The sequence below is a fragment of the Comamonas squillarum genome (genome assembly GCF_025309455.1).
GTDB lineage: Bacteria > Pseudomonadota > Gammaproteobacteria > Burkholderiales > Burkholderiaceae_C > Comamonas > Comamonas squillarum.
The window spans coordinates 2,404,243-2,425,088 of record NZ_CP104377.1; the positions used below are offsets into that span (position 1 = coordinate 2,404,243).

17 protein-coding genes and 1 tRNA gene are annotated in these 20,846 nt (G+C 64.4%); 11 read left to right on the forward strand and 7 right to left on the reverse strand.

What is annotated here, in order from left to right:
* Positions 1 to 29: 29 nt before the first annotated feature.
* Positions 30 to 662, reverse strand: coding sequence for a LolA family protein (locus N4T19_RS11175; RefSeq protein ID WP_260720219.1), 633 nt, complete (start codon positions 660 to 662; stop codon positions 30 to 32).
* 145 nt (positions 663 to 807) lie between these two features.
* Positions 808 to 3,216, reverse strand: a complete 2,409-nt coding sequence (locus N4T19_RS11180; protein ID WP_409935187.1) for a DNA translocase FtsK — start codon at positions 3,214 to 3,216, stop codon at positions 808 to 810.
* Positions 3,217 to 3,731: 515 nt separating this feature from the next.
* Here N4T19_RS11180 and trxB point away from each other — a divergent pair.
* From trxB to rpmG, 3 genes are all read left to right on the forward strand, one after another.
* Positions 3,732 to 4,685 carry a thioredoxin-disulfide reductase gene (gene trxB, locus N4T19_RS11190; RefSeq protein WP_021026860.1) on the forward strand — a complete coding sequence of 318 codons (954 nt, stop codon included), beginning with the start codon at positions 3,732 to 3,734 and terminating at the stop codon, positions 4,683 to 4,685.
* A 265-nt stretch (positions 4,686 to 4,950) separates the two neighbouring features.
* Positions 4,951 to 5,184, forward strand: coding sequence for a 50S ribosomal protein L28 (gene rpmB, locus N4T19_RS11195; protein ID WP_021026859.1), 234 nt, complete (start codon positions 4,951 to 4,953; stop codon positions 5,182 to 5,184).
* Between the two features lie 11 nt (positions 5,185 to 5,195).
* Entirely contained in the window at positions 5,196 to 5,366 is a 171-nt protein-coding gene (rpmG, locus tag N4T19_RS11200) for a 50S ribosomal protein L33 (RefSeq protein WP_021026858.1), read from the forward strand.
* A gap of 118 nt (positions 5,367 to 5,484) precedes the next feature.
* Here rpmG and N4T19_RS11205 read toward each other — a convergent pair whose 3' ends face one another.
* On the reverse strand, positions 5,485 to 7,020 hold the full coding sequence (locus tag N4T19_RS11205; protein ID WP_409935188.1) for an aminotransferase-like domain-containing protein: 1,536 nt from the start codon (positions 7,018 to 7,020) through the stop codon (positions 5,485 to 5,487).
* 258 nt (positions 7,021 to 7,278) lie between these two features.
* Between N4T19_RS11205 and N4T19_RS11210 the strand changes: the two genes are divergently transcribed.
* Complete coding sequence (locus N4T19_RS11210) at positions 7,279 to 7,659, forward strand: hypothetical protein (protein WP_260720220.1); 381 nt, start codon at positions 7,279 to 7,281, stop codon at positions 7,657 to 7,659.
* 64 nt (positions 7,660 to 7,723) lie between these two features.
* Here the strand turns inward: N4T19_RS11210 and N4T19_RS11215 are convergent, their stop codons facing one another.
* Together N4T19_RS11215 and N4T19_RS11220 are read right to left on the reverse strand one after the other, a co-directional pair.
* Entirely contained in the window at positions 7,724 to 8,995 is a 1,272-nt protein-coding gene (locus tag N4T19_RS11215) for an RsmB/NOP family class I SAM-dependent RNA methyltransferase (protein WP_182343283.1), read from the reverse strand.
* Positions 8,996 to 9,040: 45 nt separating this feature from the next.
* A complete protein-coding gene (locus tag N4T19_RS11220) occupies positions 9,041 to 11,005 on the reverse strand; it encodes a M48 family metallopeptidase (protein WP_182343285.1) in 1,965 nt (654 codons plus the stop codon).
* A 125-nt stretch (positions 11,006 to 11,130) separates the two neighbouring features.
* Here N4T19_RS11220 and N4T19_RS11225 point away from each other — a divergent pair, with 125 nt between their 5' ends.
* Positions 11,131 to 11,376 (forward strand): DUF1653 domain-containing protein, encoded by a 246-nt coding sequence (locus N4T19_RS11225; RefSeq protein ID WP_260720221.1) that lies wholly within the window; start codon positions 11,131 to 11,133, stop codon positions 11,374 to 11,376.
* Between the two features lie 16 nt (positions 11,377 to 11,392).
* Here the strand turns inward: N4T19_RS11225 and purN are convergent, their stop codons facing one another.
* Complete coding sequence (purN, locus tag N4T19_RS11230; RefSeq protein ID WP_116927003.1) at positions 11,393 to 11,974, reverse strand: phosphoribosylglycinamide formyltransferase; 582 nt, start codon at positions 11,972 to 11,974, stop codon at positions 11,393 to 11,395.
* Positions 11,975 to 12,094: 120 nt separating this feature from the next.
* Between purN and N4T19_RS11235 the strand changes: the two genes are divergently transcribed.
* Entirely contained in the window at positions 12,095 to 13,414 is a 1,320-nt protein-coding gene (locus N4T19_RS11235) for a methyltransferase (RefSeq protein WP_116927004.1), read from the forward strand.
* 84 nt (positions 13,415 to 13,498) lie between these two features.
* On the opposite strand, the gene N4T19_RS11240 is transcribed toward N4T19_RS11235, so the two are convergent.
* Positions 13,499 to 14,056 carry an HNH endonuclease gene (locus N4T19_RS11240; RefSeq protein ID WP_260720222.1) on the reverse strand — a complete coding sequence of 186 codons (558 nt, stop codon included), beginning with the start codon at positions 14,054 to 14,056 and terminating at the stop codon, positions 13,499 to 13,501.
* Between the two features lie 202 nt (positions 14,057 to 14,258).
* On the opposite strand from N4T19_RS11240, the gene N4T19_RS11245 reads away from it, so the two are divergent.
* From N4T19_RS11245 to N4T19_RS11265, 5 genes are all read left to right on the forward strand, one after another.
* Positions 14,259 to 15,299 (forward strand): bifunctional riboflavin kinase/FAD synthetase, encoded by a 1,041-nt coding sequence (locus tag N4T19_RS11245; RefSeq protein WP_116927005.1) that lies wholly within the window; start codon positions 14,259 to 14,261, stop codon positions 15,297 to 15,299.
* Between the two features lie 149 nt (positions 15,300 to 15,448).
* Complete coding sequence (gene ileS, locus N4T19_RS11250) at positions 15,449 to 18,304, forward strand: isoleucine--tRNA ligase (RefSeq protein ID WP_260720223.1); 2,856 nt, start codon at positions 15,449 to 15,451, stop codon at positions 18,302 to 18,304.
* A complete protein-coding gene (gene lspA, locus N4T19_RS11255; protein WP_116927007.1) occupies positions 18,304 to 18,822 on the forward strand; it encodes a signal peptidase II in 519 nt (172 codons plus the stop codon). The genes ileS and lspA overlap by 1 nt, the downstream gene beginning before the upstream one ends.
* A gap of 203 nt (positions 18,823 to 19,025) precedes the next feature.
* Positions 19,026 to 20,684 carry a Na/Pi cotransporter family protein gene (locus tag N4T19_RS11260; RefSeq protein ID WP_116927008.1) on the forward strand — a complete coding sequence of 553 codons (1,659 nt, stop codon included), beginning with the start codon at positions 19,026 to 19,028 and terminating at the stop codon, positions 20,682 to 20,684.
* A gap of 68 nt (positions 20,685 to 20,752) precedes the next feature.
* Positions 20,753 to 20,840 (forward strand) — tRNA-Ser (locus N4T19_RS11265).
* Positions 20,841 to 20,846: the final 6 nt, after the last annotated feature.

The window sequence follows — 20,846 nt, forward strand, 5'->3', positions numbered from 1 at the left end:
CGCGGTTGGCATCACCGCTGGAATGCTGCTTACTGGCGAATCACTTCCGCGCCAGAAGGAATCGCAAACTCGAACGCCGAGCCTGGCAGCGAAGGCAGGGCCTTGAAGCCGACAAAGCGCAGCACCGAGCGCTGGCCAAAACCGTCCTCGATCTCCAAGGTCTGCAGCTCATCGCCCTTGAAGCCGACCTTGACCTGCTTGATCTGGCCGTCCTTGTTCTTCGGAATGGCCTGGGCCCATTGCTGGCCATCGGCCTCGGGCAAGCTGCTCACGTCGAACTCGGCCTTCAGCGCCTGCAAGCTTGAAGCGGACGCGAGCAGCGCGGCAGGCGTCTGGCCCAGGGCCTTGCTCTGCTGGCGCTGGGTAACCTGGTTCAGGTCGGCGTCATAGACGGTCAGCACCGCGCCATCGGCGACGATGGTCTGGTCAAACGGCTTTTGGTAGATGAACTTGAACTTGCCCGGCCGCTGGAAAGCAAAGCTGCCGCTGGAGGTCTTGACCCTGCCTGCCTGGCCCTGCTTGGCGGGCGAGGTGACCGTCTGCGTGAACTGGGCTTCACCGGCCTGCGAGCTGGTCATGAACTTTTCCAGGCTTTGCAGGCCATCGGCCTGTGCCCAACCGGTCAGGCTGACCAGGGCGGCTGCTGCGATCCATTGTCTCATCGTGAATCCTTTCGTGCTTTGCGAACAAAGCCAATGCATGGGCCACTTTCGGGCCAACAAGGGGTTTGGAGTGCGGCAGCGGGCCACAAGTGCCCGCTGTGGGCCGCCAAGGCGCTGGCTTTGCGAATGTTTACCCGCCGCTGCGCTATTCTTCACCGCCGGGACGGTGGGCCACCAGCACTTCGCGCTGGCCGCTGCCGGTCAAGGCGCTCACCAGGCCGGCGCGCTCCATCTCTTCGAGCAGGTTGGCCGAGCGGTTGTAGCCGATGCGCAGCTTGCGCTGCACGTAGGAGATGCTGGCCTTGCGGTCCTTGAGCACGATCTCGACCGCCTGGTCGTACATCGGGTCCTTCTCACCGCTGCCGCCGCCCTCTTCATCGCCAAAGCCGGAATCGCCCTCGCCGGTGCCGCCTTCGAGCACACCGTCGATATAGTCGGGCTCGCCCTGCTCCTTGAGGTAGCTGACGACGCGGTGCACTTCCTCATCAGACACAAAGGCGCCATGCACCCGCACCGGGAAGCCCGTGCCGCTGGCCATGTAGAGCATGTCACCCATGCCCAGCAGCGCCTCGGCGCCCATCTGGTCCAAGATAGTGCGGCTGTCGATCTTGGAGCCCACCGAGAACGCGATCCGCGAAGGGATATTGGCCTTGATGAGGCCAGTGATCACATCGACGCTGGGGCGCTGAGTGGCCAGGATCAGGTGGATACCGGCAGCGCGCGCCTTTTGCGCCAAGCGTGCAATCAGCTCTTCGATCTTCTTGCCGACAACCATCATCAGGTCGGCCAGCTCGTCGATCACCACGACGATATGCGGCAGGCGCTGCAGGGGCTCAGGCGACTCGGGCGTCAGGCTGAAGGGGTTGGGAATGCTCTCCTCGCGCGCCTTGGCCTCGTCGATCTTGGTGTTGTAGCCCGCCAGGTTGCGCACGCCCAGCTTGCTCATCAGCTTGTAGCGGCGCTCCATCTCGGCCACGCACCAGTTCAGGCCGTTGGCCGCCTGCTTCATGTCGGTGACCACCGGGCACAGCAGGTGCGGAATGCCTTCGTAGACCGACATTTCCAGCATCTTGGGGTCGATCATCATCAGCCGCACATCCTTGGCTTCGGCCTTGTAGAGCACGGACAAGATCATCGCATTGATACCCACCGACTTGCCCGAGCCGGTGGTACCGGCCACCAGCACATGGGGCATCTTGGCCAGGTCGGCCACCACGGGCTTGCCGATGATGTCCTTGCCCAGACCCATGGTCAGCAGGCTCTTGGCGTCGTGGTACTCGTGTGAGCCCAGGATTTCGGTCAGCCGAATGGTCTGGCGCTTGGCATTGGGCAGCTCCAGCGCCATATAGGTCTTGCCGGGGATGGTCTCGACCACGCGGATCGACACCAGCGACAGCGAACGGGCCAGGTCCTTGGCCAGGTTGACGATCTGAGAGCCCTTGACGCCGGTGGCCGGCTCGATCTCGTAGCGGGTGATCACCGGGCCGGGTGCGGCCTCGACCACGCGCACCTCGACGCCAAAGTCCTTGAGCTTTTTCTCGATCAGGCGGCTGGTCATCTCCAGGGTTTCGTAGGAGACGCTCTCCTGCGTCTTGGGCGCCGCATCGAGCAGGTCCACCTGGGGCAGGCGCGTGTCACGCAGCTCGTTGAACAGCGGCTTTTGCCGCTCCTTGACCACGCGGGCGCTGGGCTGCGCCTGGGGCTTGAGCGGCTGGGCGATATGCAGGCCCGAATCGACCGCTGCGCTGCGCGGCGCAGCGGGCAGCATGCTGTCCAGGCCATCACCGGTTGGATCCAGGCGTGAGGCCATCGGCACAGGGGCTGCACTGCTGACCTCGGCCTCACGCGCCAGCGCTGCCTTCTTGCCCACGGCCTTGTCGGCAGCGGCTTCGCGGCGCAGCATCAGCTTTTGCAAAGTACGCTCGATCCCGGCGCCGACCTTCTCGGCGATCTGGCCCCAGGAGAAGCCCAGAATCCAGGAAAGGCCCAGCAGCAGCAGCATCACGCCGACAATGCCCGAGCCGGTAAAGCCCATCCAACGCTCGGCCATCGGGCCGAGCAAAAAGCCCAGCACACCGCCGGCAGCGCCGGGCAGGCTGGCCTCAAAACGGTAGAGGCGCGACCATTCCAGCGCAGCGCTGGCCAGCAGCAGCACCACCAGCCCCCCCCAGAACACCATGCGGCGCAGCCACAGCGGGCGCGGATCGTTGGGTGGCGCCTCACCGGCGCGCAGCCAGCGCGCCAGCGACGAGAACCAGGCCAGCACGGCGGCCACCACCAGCCACCAGACGGAAAAACCCACCATGAAATAGCCGCCGTCAGACACCATCGCGCCCAGGCGACCCATCCAGTTGCTGACATGGCCAGCCATCTGCGTGCCCGAGGTGGACCAGGCCGGGTCCTTGGGCGAGTAGCTGACCATGGCCGCCACGCAAAACGCCATCAGCACAAAACTGACGATGAGCACCAGCTCGTGCCCAAAACGGCGAACCCCCATCACCAGCGAATGGCCGGTCTGGGGTGCTGTCTTTGATTTCTTTGATGAGTAAGCCATAACCTAGGAGCCAGAGCTTACCCTAAGCGGATTGCAAATTCGATAGCAGGCCAGGCGCCTGGGGCCGGGTGATGCCTTGGTGCGACGCGGTGCTTCAGGCAAAGTGCGGGCGGCCCTGCCGCACAGAGCGGGCCGCCAAGGCCCCGACAGGCGCTGGCCATCAGCACAAATACCCAATAAAAACATAAGTCTGATGCACGAAAAGCATGGCTAGCTACCGGTGCTAGGCCCCTGTCACCTGGCAATACGCAACATTTTGTAATCTACCTATCTTCCTACAATCCCACCCCTTGCGCCAGCACGCCGCAACGATTGTTGTCATTGGCGCGCAAATGCAGCGCCGGGCGTCCTCAGGTGCTGTGATGGCTTGCGACAATCAAGGACATTGACACAAGCCATCCACAGAGGGTGGCCAGTGTTTGATACTCTTTCATGTTTTGCTGAGCGCCATGCGCCAGCCTGCTCACTGATTCGCGGCTGCCCCGCAGCTGCCCCCTGAATGCGATAGGAGTTCTATGTCTGCCATCCACCAACATGCCAAAGTTCTGATCCTGGGCTCGGGCCCTGCGGGCTATACCGCCGCCATCTATGCGGCGCGTGCCAACCTCGATCCCGTCTTGATCACCGGCATGGCCCAGGGCGGTCAGCTGACGACCACCACCGAAGTGGACAACTGGCCCGCCGATGTGATGGGCGTGCAAGGCCCGGCGTTGATGCAGCGTTTTTTGGAGCATGCCGAGCGTTTCAAGACCCAGATCATCTTTGACCACATCAACCAGGTCGACTTCAGCAAGCGCCCCTTCACCTTGAAGGGCGACAGCGGCACCTACACCTGCGACAGCCTGATCATCGCCACCGGCGCATCGGCCAAGTACCTGGGCCTGCCCACCGAAGAGGCCTTCATGGGCCGTGGCGTGTCGGCCTGCGCGACCTGTGACGGATTCTTCTACCGCGAGCAGCCCGTCTGCGTGATCGGCGGCGGCAACACCGCCGTGGAAGAAGCGCTCTACCTGTCCAACATCGCCAGCAAGGTGACGCTGGTGCACCGCCGCGACAAGTTCAAGGCCGAGCCCATCCTGGTCGACAAGCTGATGGAGAAAGTCCAGGAAGGCAAGATCGAGCTCAAGACCCATTTCACGCTCGATGAAGTGCTGGGCGACCAATCGGGCGTCAACGGCATCCGCATCAAGAGCACGCAAGACGGCCACACCGAGGACATCGCGCTGCAAGGCTGCTTTATCGCCATTGGCCACCACCCCAATACCGACATCTTCCAAGGCCAGCTGGAGATGGAAAACGGCTACCTGGTGACCCAGATGGGCCGTGGCGGTTTTGCCACACAAACCAGCGTGCCCGGCATCTTCGCGGCTGGCGACGTGCAAGACCATGTCTACCGCCAGGCCATTACCAGCGCGGGCACGGGCTGCATGGCTGCGCTGGATGCCCAGCGCTTCCTGGAACAGGAATAAGCCCGCAAGCCAGGGGCATAGCCCGAATTTTGCTTTCAGGCTATAATCCTTGGCTTTGCTGCTTGCCGCCTTTTGCTAATTCGCAATCTTCGGCGCGTGAACAGGAAACTACGGCAGGTTTGCCAGCGGTCTTGCACCACTGAGCCGACCCGGCTGTGAACATGGGCTACCGCCACCCTTTGATTGGCGAGGTGAGGCTGCAAGCCGCGCTGCTTTTAACGAGGCGGACAGGGCAAGCAGCTGTTAAAACTTTCGGAGTGTCCTGATGGCACGCGTTTGCGAAGTAACGGGCAAGAAGCCCATGGTGGGAAACAACGTTTCCCACGCCAACAACAAAACCAAGCGCCGGTTCCTGCCGAACCTGCAATATCGCCGTTTCTGGGTGGAAACTGAAAACCGCTGGGTTCGCCTGCGTGTTTCCAGCGCCGCTCTGCGTCTGATCGACAAGAACGGTATTGATTCTGTGCTCGCAGACCTGCGCGCACGTGGCCAAGCTTAAGGAGTATCACCATGGCATCCAAAGGCGGACGCGAAAAAATCAAGCTGGAATCGACAGCCGGCACCGGTCACTTCTACACGACCACCAAGAACAAGAAGACAATGCCTGAAAAGATGTTGATCACGAAGTTCGATCCCAAGGCTCGCAAGCATGTGGATTACAAGGAAGTGAAGCTGAAGTAATCAGCCTGTACGCCGCCATTGACTTGGTGGCATGCAAACACCACAAAGGACACCTCGGTGTCCTTTGTGTTTTTTTGCGTCCGGTTTTTCTAGGCAGCACGCCCACGGCGCCTCGGCATCAAGCCCTGGGCGGCAGCCCCAGCTGCGCATGCATCATGCGCCCCAGGCTGCGGTAGGCCTCGTCCACTGCGTCGGTAAACGGCATGCCGCAGCTCAGCCGCAGAAAGTGGTCGTAATGGCCAGTGTTGCTGAACATGTCGCCAGGCGCCACGCGGATGCCCACGGCCAGCGCCTCGTCGTACAGGCGGCTGGACGAGATTTGCTCGGGCAGCTCCAGCCAGATGCTCAGGCCGCCCGCGGGCAGGCTCAGGCGCGTGCCAATCGGAAAATAGCGCGCCACCGCCTGCGCCGCGGCCTGGCGCTGCACGCGCAGCTGCTGGCGCAGGCGCACCAGGTGCCGCATGTACGACGGTGACCCCACCGTGCGTGCGCCCAGCAGCTGGGGCCAGACCGGCAGGTTGCGCGAGCGTGCAAACTTGATCATCTGCACCCGCTCCTGCCAGCGCCCGGCATTCATCCAGCCCAGGCGCAGGCCCGGCGCATAGCTTTTGGACAGCGAGGAGCAATAGATCACCGAGCCATCGGTGTCCCAGGCCTTACAGGGCTTGAGCACCTCGTCGGATTCGACAAATTCGCGGTAGATATCGTCCTCGATCAGCGCGACCCGGTACTCGCGGCACAGGGCCACCAGGCGCCGCTTGTGGCTGTCAGGCATGGTGGCGCCCTGGGGCATCTGCAGATGGGGCACGACAACAACGGCCTTGAGGTTGGGGTGGGTGCGCAAGGCCAGCTCCAGCGCCTCGATCGACATGCCCGTGTGCGGGCTCGACGGGATCTCCAGCGCCTGCAGCTTCTTGGCCTCGATCGCCTGCAGGATGCCGTAGAAGGTGGGCGACTCAATCGCCACCATATCGCCCGGCTGGGTCAGCGCATCGAGCGCCAAGTTCACCGCCTCGGAATTGCCAAAGGTCGCCGCAATGTCCATCGGCGCCAGGCGCACGCCAAAGCCCAGCGCGTAGCGCGCCATCGAGGCCTGAAAATCCGGATGGGTGAAAGGCGCCGAAGGGCCATGGACCAGGATCTGGGGCTGCTCGCGCAGCAAGGCCACGGCCAGCTGATTGAGCAGTTTGGCATCGAACAGCTCGGGCGCGGGCATGGCGCTGCCCAGGTCTACCTTGAGCGGCCCTTTGAGGCGCGCCTTGTTCAGGTACTCGGCCGCGCGCTCGCCAATGCCTTCAAAGCGGTGGTCCTGCATCGGAAAAGGGCCCAGCTGCAGCGGCTCGCGCGCGGCGGGCATCTGCAAAGCCCCGTCGCTGACAAAGTAGCCCACACGCGGCCGCGCCTCGATCAACCCGCGCGACTCCAGCACGCGCAGCACCTGCAGCGCCGTGCTGTGGCTGACATGGTGCTGGCGCCGGATATCGCGTACCGAGGGCATGCGCGCCCCCACACCCAGGGTCTGCTGGGCAATCGCCTGCTCAAAATGCGCGGCGATGCGCTCGTACAAAAACGCATCGTCGGCGGGCGGGCTGCCTGCCGCGTCTACGGAATGGCTCTCGGGGATGTCACACAGACTCTCATCTAACAGCGGCACAGCAGGACTCCTGGTTCCGGGAACCTGTCCATCACCCTTGTGCGCCACCGCAGTGGCCAGGGCCAGATTCCCATTCGCAGCGCTATGGTCTCAGGTTCAACCCTGACAGAACAGATACAGAAACTGCGATTTTGAACCAGAACAGACCCTTTGTGCTTGCGCTGTTCCGCCCGACCCTGGTGCAGACTGTGTCTGTTGCGTTGCACTGCATTTTTTTACGCTAGAGCCCTGTTCTGCCACGCTCAGGAAAGCGCAAAAATGACCACCAGCACCACCGCCCGCCTCACCTCCGCCCTGCCAGGCAGCGCCGCCTCCCAGGCCCAGACCAGCGCCCCCGCGCAGCCAGGCATCCACAGCAGCAGCCTGGCCTTGCGTGCAGGCCAGGGCCAATGGTTGTATCTGGAGGCGGGCAGCAGCCTGTACTGCCGCGCCGGGCAGCTGCAGATCAGCTCGCCCTGGCACAGCGCGCTGCGCCTGGTGGCCGAAGACGCCCCGCACTGCAATGGCGCCCATGCGGGCTGGTACTGGCTGCAAGCACAAGGCCTGCAGCCCGCCCAATTGCTGGTGCAGGTGCAGGCCTATGCGGGCTGGCGCGCCGGTTGGCGCAGTGTGGCCGACTGGCTGGGCTGGAAAGGCTGACAGCTGAGGCAGCCTGCCAAGGCGCAATCGCCTTGGTGGCCTATGCCTTATTGGACTGACTGCCTTACTTGCGCTGCCAGACGGCGGCAAAGAAGCCGTCGGTCTGGTGCAGGTGGGGCCACAGGCGCAGGTAGAGGCTGCCGCTGTCGCCGCCGCTGCACAGGCTGGCGGCGTGCTCGACCTTCAGACCTGCCAGCAGCTCGCCGGCATCCATCGGCACAAAGTCCGGGTGGGCGGCGGCAAAGGCCTCGGCAATCGCCTCGTTCTCTGCGGGAAGGATGCTGCAGGTGGCATAGACCAGGCGGCCGCCGGACTTCACCATGCGGGCACTGCTGGCCAGAATGGCGGTTTGCTTGGCCGTCAGCTCTTCAATCGCCTTGGGGCTTTGGCGCCATTTCAGATCGGGATTGCGGCGCAAGGTGCCCAGGCCCGAGCAGGGGGCATCGACCAGCACGCGGTCCATCTTGCCGGCCAGGCGTTTGACCCGCTCATCGCGCTCATGCGCAATCGCAGCCGGGTGCACATTCGACAGGCCCGAGCGGGCCAGGCGCGGCTTGAGCGCCTCCAGGCGGTGGGCCGACACATCAAAGGCGTAGAGACGGCCGGTGCTGCGCATGGTCGCGCCAATGGCCAGGGTCTTGCCGCCGGCGCCGGCACAAAAATCGGTCACCATCTCGCCGCGCTTGGCGTCCAGCAGCAGGGCCAGCAGCTGCGAGCCCTCGTCCTGCACCTCGACCCGGCCTTTGACAAAGGCCTCCAGGCGCGAGAGCGCAGGCTTGTCGGCCACGCGCAGGCCCCAGGGCGAATAAGGGGTGGGCTCGGCCTTGATGCCCGCTTCCTTGAGTTCTTTTTGCAGCTCGCTGCGCTTGGTCAGCAGCGCATTGGCGCGCAGATCCAGCGGGGCCGTCTCCAGCATGCTGGCGGCCAGCTGCTCGAACTGCTCACCCACCTGGGCCTGCAGCGGCTCGACCAGCCACTCGGGCAGGTTGTGGCGGTGCTGGGGCATGAGGCTGGCCGGCGCAATCGCGTCGCAGTCGTCGAGCCATTGCACTTCCTGGTCGCTGAGCGCGCTTTTGACAAAGCTGCGCGGGCCGGCAAAGCCCAGGATGGCCAGGCGGCGCGCGCGCGCGCCGCTGCCCGAGCGGGCCAGCGATTCAAACAACGTTTTCTTGCGCAGCACGGTGTACACCGTCTCGGCCAGCGTGCCACGCTCGCGCGGGCCCAGGTTGCGGTGTTCACGGAAATAACGCGACACCACGGCGTCTGCCGGGTGTTCAAAGGTGAGGGCCTGCGCGACCAGCTCGGCGCAGGCATCTAAAAGGGCTTTGGGGTGCATAGCCGCTATTGTCCCATTGCGCCAGTATCCGGGCGCCAGGCCCGGCTAACCGGTGAGCGGCGCTGTGCCGCTGCTGGGCGCGCCACCGGGCTGCTCGGTGCGGTCATAGACCAGCCCCCAGGGCATGGCCGCCAGCTGGCGCAGCGCGGTGGGGCCCAGCTCCTCGACATGCGTGATCCATAGCGGCACTAGCTTGCACAGCAGCAGCTCGCGCTCCAAGTAGCCGCGCCACTGCAGCTCCAGACGCTTGTTGTCCTGGTAGTGCACGCCGGGCCGGTCGAGCACCAGCACCAGCGCATAGGCCCCCGGCAAGCTGCGCAGCGGCCGCGCCAGCAACCAGGCACGGCGCAAGCGCGGGCAGTGCTGCAGATGCAGCTGCAGTGCCGCGAGCTCCGAGGCCCACAGCGGATGCGGCAGCGCGGTGCAGGCGCGCGCGCCCAGCAGGCTGCCCTGCGCCAGGCGCTCATCGCGCAGCGCCTGCAGCTGCGTGCGGGCCAGCGCCTCGCGTGCGCGCCAGTCGCTGCGCAGCTGGCGTACCGAGGCCTCGTCAAAGTCCTCGTCTTCCAGCACATCGAGCACGCCCGAAGCCAGCTGGCACCAGGCCGCACCCATGGCCGGCAGCTGCGCAAAAGCCTGCGCCAGGTACTGCAGCTGCGCCTCCCAGTCCATGCCCATGTGCAGGCTGGCGCAGGCGGCCAGCGCACGGGCATTGCCCGGCTCCAGCTCCAGCGCGCGCTGGTAGATCGGCAAGGGGGCATCCTGGTGCTGCAAGGCGGTGCTTTGCAGCTGCCAGCCCAGCTCCACCAGCTGGTCGGCATCCAGGTAAGGCTCGCGCGGCATCAGCGCGGCCACGCGTGCGGCCGAGGCGCTCAGGATCTGGCGGTAGGCCACCCAGTCATGGCCATGGCGCACACACCAGCGCTGGTCGAGCAGCTCGATCCAGCGCTCCGAGCGCTTGCCCAGCCAGGCCAGGCAGTTGCTGCTGGACATGGGCGTGAGGCCCGGGGGCACATCCAGGCCCCGCAGGCGCTCGCGCAGGCTGGGGGGCGTGTCCTGGTAGCTGGCGGGCGCATGGTATTCCTGCTTCCAGCCCTGGTAGACCCAGTTGACATCCATGCTGTGGTTCATCACCCCGGCCATCAGGCTGAAGGGCCCGATCGGCGAGGCCAGCTCGCGCGCGCGCAGCCAGTGCATGGTCCAGAACTGCTCGCGGAACCAGCGCCCGCGCACCGCCACCTCGGACAGCGCCTCGCCCATCAGCGGCTTGCTGACCCAGCGGGCCGCCATGCGGTCGGCAACAGCCTCGTCCTGCCGCGCCACCACAAAGCTGGCCGCCCACCAGCGCGGCAAATACCAGCGCATGAAGCGCTCATTGGCCCAGCCCAGGTGCGTCATCTGGCGCGCATCGGCGAGGCGCTCATGCAGCCCCTGCAGGCGGCGGCGGGCGCGGTAGACCGCAGCCTGCAGCCAGCCCTGGCGGCGGCGCAGATGGCTGTATTCCTGCGCAATCAGGGCCACCAGGCGCGGCCGGTCAATCGCCATCGCCAGCGGCAGGCCCAGCAGCAGGTGGTAGCGCGCCGGCAGCAAGCCGCCCAGCCGCATCTGCTGCGCAATGCGCAGGCCATAGTCTTCGGTGATCACCAGCTGGGAGATACGGGGGCCGCGCACCTTCTGGCGCACGCGCTCGAGCGCCTCAAAGAGGCGCGGGCATTCAGCAGCGGGCACGGCGATGCCCTCGGGCGCGACCCAGTCGGAGCGCGTCAACCGCAATACGCTCAGCAGCAGTGCCAAGCCGGCAAACAGCCCAAAGATCTGCAATCCATGGAATCCAAGGTAGACAAAGGACAGCACTGACCAGGCCAGCAAGACCAGGCCCAGCAGCAGACCGCCCCAGATCCACAGCCCCGCTAGCAGCAGCATGCCAAAGACATGGCGGCGGAAGACCGCCGGCTCTGATGCAGCGGCGCGCGTATAGGCATCGACCCGCTGCACAAAATCTATCTGCTCCACCCCACCCTCCGAACAGGTTCTGGCCGCGCAGCGCTGGCACCTGGCGCGCACGGGCCATGTCGGCATGTGCAGGCGGGCGCATCTGCTAGGCTTGGTTATTTTTTCAGATTATGGAACAGCACCCGATGCCAGCACCAGCTATTTCGCCCGGACTCTACCGCCACTACAAAGGCCGGCTCTACCAGGTCTGGCAGCTGGCCCGGCAAAGCGAGACACGCGAGTGGCTGGTGGTCTACCAGGCGCTGTATGGCGATTACGGCTGGTGGGTGCGGCCAGCGGCCATGTTCAGCGAAGAGGTCGAACTAGGCGGCCAGCGCCAGCCCCGGTTTGCGGCTTATACGCCACAGACCGAGACGCCTGACCAGGTGTGACCGCGTTGCGCAGCGCTCAGCGCGCCTGCAACAGCGCGCGCACCGCCTTGGGGTAGATCTGGTGCTCTTGCACCAGCACGCGCGCGGCCAGCAGCTCGGCCGTGTCGCCCGGCAGCACGGGCACCAGGCCCTGCTCCAGGATGGGGCCGGCATCCAGATCGGCGGTCACCTGGTGCACCGAGCAGCCGGCAAACTTGCAACCCGCATCGATCGCGCGCTGGTGGGTGTGCAGCCCGGCAAAGGCTGGTAGCAGCGAGGGGTGGATGTTGATGAGCCGGCCGCTGTAATGCGCAACAAAACCGGGGGTCAGAATGCGCATGAAACCGGCCAGTACCACCAGCGAAGGGGCATGGGCATCGATGCACTGCATCAGCGCTGCGTCAAAGCTCTCGCGGCTGTCATAGGCCTGGTGGTCTACCACGGCAGTGGCAATGCCCTGCTGCTGGGCAAACTGCAGGCCGCCGGCCTGCGCCTTGTTGCTGACCACCGCCGCCACCCTCGCCCCCAGGGTCTCCTGCCAGCGCTCTTGCTGCGCGGTTCGCACGATGGCTGCCATATTGGAGCCGCTGCCGGAGATCAGGATGACGATGTTTTTCATGGAGGCGGCATTATCGCAGGGCGGCGAACGTCCCGAAACACGCCGCGGGCTCAAATGGCGGATAATCAAAGGCTTTACTGAATTCACAGCCACGTTTACGGGCTCGCCCGCAGTTACTCCATGAGCGCAAAAGCACCTGTCGATCCGATTCGCAAATTCCTCGAAACCGCCCGCCACCAGATTTCTGTGGGCAACCTCACGGGTGCAGCCCAAACCCTTAACGACGCACGCCAGCGTGCGCCACGCGATGCACGCCTTTTTGTGCTCGCCAGTTTGATGGCAGAGAAATCGGGCAACCTCCAAGGTGCCTTTGATGCAATGCAGCGCAGTGTGACCTTGGCTCCCGACTGGGCGCCTGGCCTGCTGGAGCAAGCGCTGCTGTATGCACGCCATAACCGCGAGCACGAGGCCATGGCTGCCGCTGAGAAAGTGATTGCGCTGGAGCCCAACAATGCCCAGGTGATTGCCGGCGTCGTCGACATTGCACATCGCATTGGCAATACCGAGATGGCCATCCGCCACCTGCGACGCGCACTGCAGCTGATTCCTGGTGACCGCACCTTGCGCCGCCATCTGGCGGTTGACCTGGGCACCGTGCGCCAGTACGACGATGCGCTGGCCGTGTTTGGCCCGCTGATCGACGAAGATCCGAAAGACCACCTGGCCCGTATCGGCCGGGTGCAGATGCTGCAAGCGCGTGGCACCATGCAGGACGCCCTGCCCGATACCACGGCACTGCTGGCGCTGCAGCCCGATGACAAGATCTACCAGTACTACCACCAGTTGGCCCAGGGCCAGGTGCCCGCGCATGTGCCGGTCGAGCTGACCACCCACATGTTCGATGGCATGGCCTCGGTCTATGACATGCATATGGTGCGCCATCTGGCCTATAGCCTGCCCAAGCAGGTGGCCGACCAGCTGTTGCAGATCTTCCCGGACCGCCGCTTCAACCTGCTGGACCTGGGCTGCGGCACCGGCCTGCTGGGTGCGACGCTGGGCGCGATCGACGGCTACATCCTGGGTGTGGACATGTCGGCCAAGATGCTCGAGCAAGCGGCCAAGCACAAGGTCTACTACAAGTTCCACCAGGTCAACCTGCTCGAAGCGCTGGCGGCCACCCCGGCCAACACCTTCGAGGCCATCACCGCGCTGGATGTGCTGATCTATGTCGGCGACCTGCAGCAAACCCTGGCCGATGCCTACCGCGTGCTGACCCCCGGCGGCGTGCTGATCTTTTCGTGCGAGCACGGTGATGTCACCGGCCCGGACAGCCAGCTGCAGCCCTTTGGCCGTTACACCCACACCTTGAGCAGCACCGTGCGCCTGGCCAAAGCTGCCGGCTTTGACCGTGTCGACACGCGCGATGTGGAGCTGCGCATGGAAGCGGGCCAGGCCGTCGACGGCTTTGTGGTCACCGCCTACAAGCCCAAGGAGGCCTGATAGCCCACCGCTCTGAGAGTCCGCCAAAGGAAAAGGCCTTGTCTTGCGACAAGGCCTTTTTGCTGGGGGTGGCGAAGACAGCACTCAAGCCGTCAGACGTGAGCTCTTGGGCACATGGGCCATCAAGAACTCCATCTGGTCGGTCAGGATGCGGCGGTTGCGCAGGATGAAGTCTTCCCAGAGGCTGGGGGTGTAGGGCGCATAGAGCAGCGGCATATGCGCCTGCTCGGGCGTGCGGCCGGCCTTGTGGTGGTTGCAGGAGGCGCAGGCCGTCACCACATTCATCCAGGTATCGGGCCCCTTTTGGGACACCGGAATGACGTGTTCACGGGTCAGGTGTTCTTCGTCAAAATGGTCGCCGCAGTAAGCGCAGATATGGCGGTCACGGCCAAACAGCTTGCTGTTGGTGAGCGTCATGCGCATCGCAAAGGGGTCGATACCAGGCTTGCCACGGGTGCCGATGATGCTGGCCACCTCGATGCGTGACTGCAGGCCGGTGATGGCGTTATGCCCGCCGCGGAAGCAGGCCACACTCGAGCCCGCCTCCCAGCGCACATCACCTGCTGCGTAGTGCGTCACCGCCTCCTGCAACGTGATCCAGGATTGCGGAACGCCACTTGCCGATAACTTCAACACCTTCACAATGGGCCTCCTGCGCATTGGGAATTGAACCGAAATACCGTTGACCCGCGCGGCGCCTGGCCACGAAAAATGCCGCGACCCACGCACATGCTGCACGCAGACCCGGGCACCAAGTCATAATGGTCAATATACACTTTTATTGTGAAATTGCACACCAGCGCGCGGCTCGAAAGCGCAAGCCGCTACAAAAAACAAAGCAAAGATGAAAATCTTCAGAGGACTTGACCACCCCGAGGTCACCCGGCACTGCGCCCTGACCATTGGCAATTTTGATGGGGTGCACCGGGGCCACCAGGCCATGCTGGCGCTGCTGCGCAGCGAAGCGCAGCGCCGGGGTCTGGCCAGCTGCGCGCTCACCTTCGAGCCCCACCCGCGCGACTACTTTGCCCAAGTGCTGAACAAGCCCGACCTGGCGCCCGCCCGCATCTCCACCTTGCGCGATAAGCTCGACCAGCTCGCCCAATGCGGCATTGACCAGGCGATTGTGCTGCCCTTCAATGCGCGGCTGGCTGCGCAGGCCCCGCAGGCCTTTATCGGCGATGTGCTGCTCAAGGGGCTGGGCACCGGCTACCTGCTGGTGGGCGATGATTTCCGCTTTGGCCACCAGCGCGCGGGCGACTACGCGATGCTGGTCGAGGCCGGCCGCAAACAGGGCTTTGATGTGGCGCGCATGAACAGCTACGAGTCCGATGGCCTGCGCGTGTCCAGCACGGCAGTGCGCCAGGCGCTGGGCCAGGGCGAGATGACGGCGGCGGCCAAGCTGCTGGGCTACCCCTATGCGATATCGGGCCATGTGGTGCATGGCCGCAAGCTGGGCCGGCAGCTAGCCGAAAGCCGCGCGGGCGCGGGCGACGGTTTTCGCACCTTGAACCTGCGCTTTGACCATTGGAAACCCGCTGCCAGCGGTATCTTTGTGGTGCTGGTGCACGGCCTGTCGGCCCAGCCGCTGCCCGGCGTCGCCAACCTGGGCGTGCGCCCCTCGCTAGACCCCAACGATGTCAACGGCGGCCGCGTGCTGCTGGAGACGCATTGCCTGCAATGGCCCGCGGAACTGGGTGGAGACGGGGCATACGGTAAAATCATCCGAGTGGAACTTCTACACAAACTGCACGACGAGCTTAAATACGACAGTCTGGACGCCCTGACCACAGGGATTGCCAAGGACTGCGCGGATGCCCGTGCCTTCTTCCATACGGCGAGCCACGCCGAAACCCGTCGCCAGACCACGCGCGACCGAATTTGACGCTGACTTGACTGCGCCGTGCCGCGCAGAAGTCCGCACTCGCCTGCACCACGTGCACGTCAGACAACGCTTCTGCGCTATACATTTTTCCACTGACCGGCATGATCACCCCGCCCGGATCAGGACCATGTTTTGCTTTGAAGGTATTTATGTCCGACAAATCGTCCCCCGCAGAAAAGGCCTCTGCGTACCGCGCCACCTTGAACATGCCCGACACCCCGTTTCCGATGCGCGGCGATCTGCCCAAGCGCGAGCCCGGCTGGGTCAAGGACTGGGAGGACCAAGGCATCTACAAGCGCCTGCGGGATGCGCGCAGCGGTGCGCCCAAGTTCATCCTGCACGACGGCCCGCCCTACGCCAACGGCAAGATCCACATCGGCCACGCCGTCAACAAGATCCTGAAGGACATGATCGTCAAGAGCCGCCAACTGGAAGGCTATGACGCGCTGTACGCGCCAGGCTGGGACTGCCACGGCCTGCCGATCGAGAACGCGATCGAAAAGCTCCATGGCCGCAATCTGCCCCGTGACGAGATGCAGGCCAAGAGCCGCGCGTTTGCGACCGAGCAGATCGGCCAGCAGATGGCGGATTTCAAGCGCCTGGGCGTGCTGGGCGACTGGGACCACCCCTACAAGACCATGAACTATGCCAATGAGGCGGGCGAGCTGCGCGCACTCAAGAAGGTCATGGAGCGGGGCTTTGTCTACCGGGGCCTCAAGCCCGTCTACTGGTGCTTTGACTGCGCCTCGTCGCTGGCCGAGTTCGAGATCGAATACGCCGACAAGCAAAGCCAGACGCTGGATGTGATGTTCCCGGCGGCCGACCCGGCCCGGCTGGCAGCCGCCTTTGGCCTGGCCAAGCTGGACAAGGAGGCCTTCATCGTCATCTGGACGACCACGGCCTGGACCATCCCGGCCAACCAGGCCCTGAACGTCAACCCCGATCTGGAATACAGCCTGGTCGATACCGAGCGCGGCCTGCTGATCCTGGCCAGCGCGCTGGTCGACAAGTGCATGGAGCGCTGGGGCATCGAAGGCCACGTGATCGCATCGGCCCCCGGCAAGATGCTGGACCACATGCCCTTCAAGCACCCGCTGGCCCATGTGGACAAGGGCTATGACCGCATCTCGCCCGTCTACCTGGCCGACTATGCCACGGCCGACGACGGTACCGGTATCGTGCACTCGGCGCCCGCCTACGGCCTGGATGACTTCAACTCCTGCGTGAACAACGGCATGGACTACAAGGACATCCTCAACCCAGTGCAGGGCAATGGTGTCTATGAGCCCGAGCTGCCGCTGTTCGGTGGCCAGCACATCTGGAAGGCTGTGCCCGTCATCCTGGACGCGCTCAAGGTTGCCGGCCGCCTGATGGACACCAAGACCATCACCCACAGCTACCCGCATTGCTGGCGCCACAAGACGCCGGTGATCTACCGCGCCGCCGCCCAGTGGTTCATCCGCATGGACGAAGGCGAAGGCGTGTTCACCGACCCGGCCCAAAAGCCCGCACAGACCTTGCGCCAGATCGCGCTGGACGCCATCGAGCACACCAGCTTCTACCCGGAAAACGGCCAGGAACGCCTGCGCGCGATGATCGCCGGGCGCCCCGACTGGTGCATCTCGCGCCAGCGCAGCTGGGGTGTGCCCATCCCCTTCTTCCTGCATGTGGACACCGGCGCGCTGCACCCGCGCACGATGGAGATCCTCGACCAGGCCGTCGAAATCGTTGCCAAGGGCGGCATCGAGGCCTGGAGCCGCGTGACCGGTGAAGAGATCCTGGGCGCTAACGAGGCCAAGCTCTACACCAAGAGCACCGACATCCTCGAAGTCTGGTTCGACTCGGGCTCGACCTTCTGGCATGTGCTGCGCGGCACCCACGCCGAGCACCACCATGACAGCGGCCCCGAGGCCGACCTGTACCTCGAAGGCCATGACCAGCACCGCGGCTGGTTCCACAGCTCCTTGCTGCTGGCCTCGGCCATCTTTGGCCGCGCGCCCTACAAGGGCCTGCTCACCCACGGTTTCACTGTTGACGGCCAGGGCAAGAAGATGTCCAAGTCGGTCGGCAACACCGTGGCACCGCAGGATGTGAGCAACAAGATGGGCGCCGAGATCATCCGCCTGTGGGTGGCCTCGACCGACTACTCGGGTGACCTGGGTATCGACGACAAGATCCTCGCCCGCGTGGTCGATGCCTACCGCCGCATCCGCAACACCTTGCGCTTCCTGATGGCCAACATCAGCGACTTCGACGCCGCCAAGGATGCGGTGGCCTACGAGGACATGCTGGAGATCGATCGCTGGGCGCTGGCCCGCTCGGCGCAGTTCCAGGTCGAGCTGCTGGCACACTACAAGGTCTATGAGTTCCACCCGGTGGTGGCCAAGCTGCAGCTGTTCTGCTCCGAGGATCTGGGCGGCTTCTACCTGGATGTCCTCAAGGACCGCCTCTACACCAGCGCCGAAGGCAGCCTGGCGCGCCGCTCGGCCCAGACCGCGCTGCACCAGATCACCCAGGCCATGCTGCGCTGGATGGCGCCCTTCCTGTCCTTCACCGCCGAAGAGGCCTGGAAAATCGTCGGCAGCAGCGAGACCATCTTCCTGGAGACCTTCTGCGACCTGCCCGCCGGCGACGCAGCCCTGCTGGCCAAGTGGGCGCGCATCCGCGAGATCCGCGACGTGGTCAACAAGGACATCGAAACCCTGCGTGCCGATGGCAAGGTGGGCGCATCGCTGCAGGCCGAAGTGGCCATCAGCGCCCAGCCCGAAGACCTGGCGCTGCTGCAGACCCTGGCCGACGACCTGAAGTTTGTGCTGATCACGTCGGCCGCCACGGTGGCCGCCGGTGATGCGCTGAGCGTGGCCGTCAACCCATCGGACAAGGCCAAGTGCGAGCGCTGCTGGCACTACCGCGACGATGTGGGCCAGAACCCGGCCCACCCCACCCTGTGCGGCCGCTGCGACAGCAACCTCCATGGCGCGGGTGAAACCCGCCTGATGGCCTGATGAACGCCGCCGCCACCCCTGCTGTGGGCAGCGCCGGCAAAGGCCGGTTTGTGCTGTGGCTGGTGATTGCTGCGGTGATTTTCTGGCTGGACCAGTGGAGCAAGGAATGGATCCTGGCCCACTACCAGCTGGGCGACTACACCACGATCACTGGCTTTTTCAACATCGTGCGGGCGCACAACCCTGGCGCGGCCTTCTCGTTCCTGGCCAGCGCCGGCGGCTGGCAGCGCTGGCTGTTCACCGGCATTGGGGTGGTGGTGACGGCCGTCATCGTCTGGCAGCTCTACCGCCACAGCCACAAGGCCCTGTTTTGCCTGGCGCTCAGTTGCATCATGGGCGGAGCCATCGGCAATGTGGTCGACCGCATGCGCCACGGCTATGTGGTTGACATGCTGGACTTCCACTGGATGGGCAGCCATTTCCCAGCCTTCAACCTGGCCGATTCGGCCATTTGCCTGGGCGCCTTCTTGCTGATTCTGGACGAGCTGCTGCGCATGCGCCGGGGCGAAAAGGGCTGATCAGGCTTTCCGCCGCATCTATAGTCAATACCCAGGCACCGCCCTCGCCATGCGACGGCGGTGTTTTTTATCGGGGGCCTACCCGCCTCCGCAACAGCCGCTGCCAGGCGCCCATCACCGCCTGGCCTGCATAAAAAGAGACACATTGGCATTCGCCCTACAGCGCAGCGCGCTTATCAGGGGTATAGTGTCCGGTTCGCCTTATGAAACACTTGCTCAATCTTCTTGCCGCCATTGCGCTGCTGGTGTGGGGCTCTCATATGGTGCGCACAGGGGTGCTGCGCGTCTTTGGCGCCAACCTCCGCAACCTGCTGGCGCGCAGTATGAGCAACCGTTTTACCGCGATGCTCTCGGGCATCGGGGTCACGGCCCTCGTCCAGTCCAGCAGTGCCACCTCCCTGATGACCGCGTCCTTCGTCGGCCAGGGCCTGATACCGCTCACCGCCGCCTTGTCGGTCATGCGCGGCGCCGACGTGGGCACCGCCTTGATGGCGGTGCTGTTCTCCACCGACCTGTCCTGGCTCTCGCCGCTGCTGATTTTCTCGGGCGTCGTGCTGTTCATCTCCAAGCAGGATTCCACGCCCGGACGGGTGGGCCGCGTCTTTATCGGCCTGGGCCTGATGCTGCTGGCGCTGCGCCTGATCGTCGAGGCCACCGAGCCGCTGCTTGCGTCCGAGGCCGTGCGCACCCTGCTGGTCAGCGTCAAGAGCGACTTCTTCATGGAGCTGCTGCTGGGCGCGATCCTGGCTGTCATCGCCTACTCGAGCCTCGCCATCGTGCTGCTGATCGCGGCCATGGCCGCGTCGGGCGCCATCACCGGCGATATGGCCCTGGGCCTGGTGCTGGGTGCCAACCTGGGCAGCGGTGTGCTGGCCGTGCTGCAAACGGCCAAATCCAGCATCGAAGTGCGCCAGGTCACCATTGGCAACCTGGTCTTCAAGATCATGGGCGTGGCCATCGTCGCGCCCTTCGTCGGTCTGTGGTCTACCTATGCGATGCCCTACATCAATGATGCGGGCCGCTCGGCGGTGCTGTTCCACCTGGCCTTCAACATCCTCAACACCCTGGGCTTTATCTGGTTTACCGGCGTGATCGGCGATTGGATGCGCAAGCTGCTGCCCAAGGAAGAAGCCAACAAGGGCCCCCAGCGCCCACGCCACCTCGACGCATCGGCCCTGTCCACCCCGTCGCTGGCCATCTCCTGCGCCGCGCGTGAAGCGCTGCACCAGGCCGATGTGGTCGAATCCATGCTGATCGGCCTGCACAACGTCGTACAGACCGACAACCAGCAGCTGTCGCAAGACCTGCGCAAGCTCGATGACACGGTCGATGAGCTGTACTCGGCCATCAAGTACTACATGACCAAGATCTCGCGCGCCGAACTGGACGAACGCGAGAGCCAGCGCTGGACCGAAGTGATCAACTTCACGATCAACATGGAGCAGATCGGCGACATCATCGAGCGCGTGCTGACCGACGTCGAAAACAAGAAGATCAAGAAGCGCCGCCAGTTCAGCAAGCAGGGCATGGAAGAGATCAACGAGCTGCACGCCCACCTGCTGGACAACCTGCGCCTGGCGATGAGCGTGTTCCTCTCGGGCAATGTGCGCGATGCGCAAAAGCTGCTCGAAGAAAAAGCGCGCTTCCGCGACCTGGAGCTCGCCTATTCCGCCTCGCACCTGGAGCGCCTGTCGCACAACACCGTCCCCAGCATCGAGACCAGCTCGCTGCACATCGACCTGATCAGCGACCTCAAGCGCATCAACTCGCTGCTGTGCTCGGTCGCCTACCCGATCCTGGAAGCCGCTGGCGCGCTGGCCCACAGCCGCCTCAAAGACGACCCGGAGCCCGCCCGCCACTGAGGCAGCGGGCCGGAATTCGCATACAATCCCTGATGCTGCGAGGCGACCACTCCGCCCAGCAGCCTCCAGGAAGTTTGGCAGAGTGGTCGATTGCACCGGTCTTGAAAACCGGCAACCCGAAAGGGTTCCAGGGTTCGAATCCCTGAGCTTCCGCCAGAACAG

Coding starts and splice junctions, on each gene's coding strand:
- N4T19_RS11175 (WP_260720219.1), bottom strand. CDS start 662: ATGAGACAATGGATCGCAGCAGCCGCCCTGGTCAGCCTGACCGGTTGG.
- N4T19_RS11180 (WP_409935187.1), bottom strand. CDS start 3,216: ATGGCTTACTCATCAAAGAAATCAAAGACAGCACCCCAGACCGGCCAT.
- trxB (WP_021026860.1), top strand. CDS start 3,732: ATGTCTGCCATCCACCAACATGCCAAAGTTCTGATCCTGGGCTCGGGC.
- rpmB (WP_021026859.1), top strand. CDS start 4,951: ATGGCACGCGTTTGCGAAGTAACGGGCAAGAAGCCCATGGTGGGAAAC.
- rpmG (WP_021026858.1), top strand. CDS start 5,196: ATGGCATCCAAAGGCGGACGCGAAAAAATCAAGCTGGAATCGACAGCC.
- N4T19_RS11210 (WP_260720220.1), top strand. CDS start 7,279: ATGACCACCAGCACCACCGCCCGCCTCACCTCCGCCCTGCCAGGCAGC.
- N4T19_RS11215 (WP_182343283.1), bottom strand. CDS start 8,995: ATGCACCCCAAAGCCCTTTTAGATGCCTGCGCCGAGCTGGTCGCGCAG.
- N4T19_RS11225 (WP_260720221.1), top strand. CDS start 11,131: ATGCCAGCACCAGCTATTTCGCCCGGACTCTACCGCCACTACAAAGGC.
- purN (WP_116927003.1), bottom strand. CDS start 11,974: ATGAAAAACATCGTCATCCTGATCTCCGGCAGCGGCTCCAATATGGCA.
- N4T19_RS11235 (WP_116927004.1), top strand. CDS start 12,095: ATGAGCGCAAAAGCACCTGTCGATCCGATTCGCAAATTCCTCGAAACC.
- N4T19_RS11245 (WP_116927005.1), top strand. CDS start 14,259: ATGAAAATCTTCAGAGGACTTGACCACCCCGAGGTCACCCGGCACTGC.
- ileS (WP_260720223.1), top strand. CDS start 15,449: ATGTCCGACAAATCGTCCCCCGCAGAAAAGGCCTCTGCGTACCGCGCC.
- lspA (WP_116927007.1), top strand. CDS start 18,304: ATGAACGCCGCCGCCACCCCTGCTGTGGGCAGCGCCGGCAAAGGCCGG.
- N4T19_RS11260 (WP_116927008.1), top strand. CDS start 19,026: ATGAAACACTTGCTCAATCTTCTTGCCGCCATTGCGCTGCTGGTGTGG.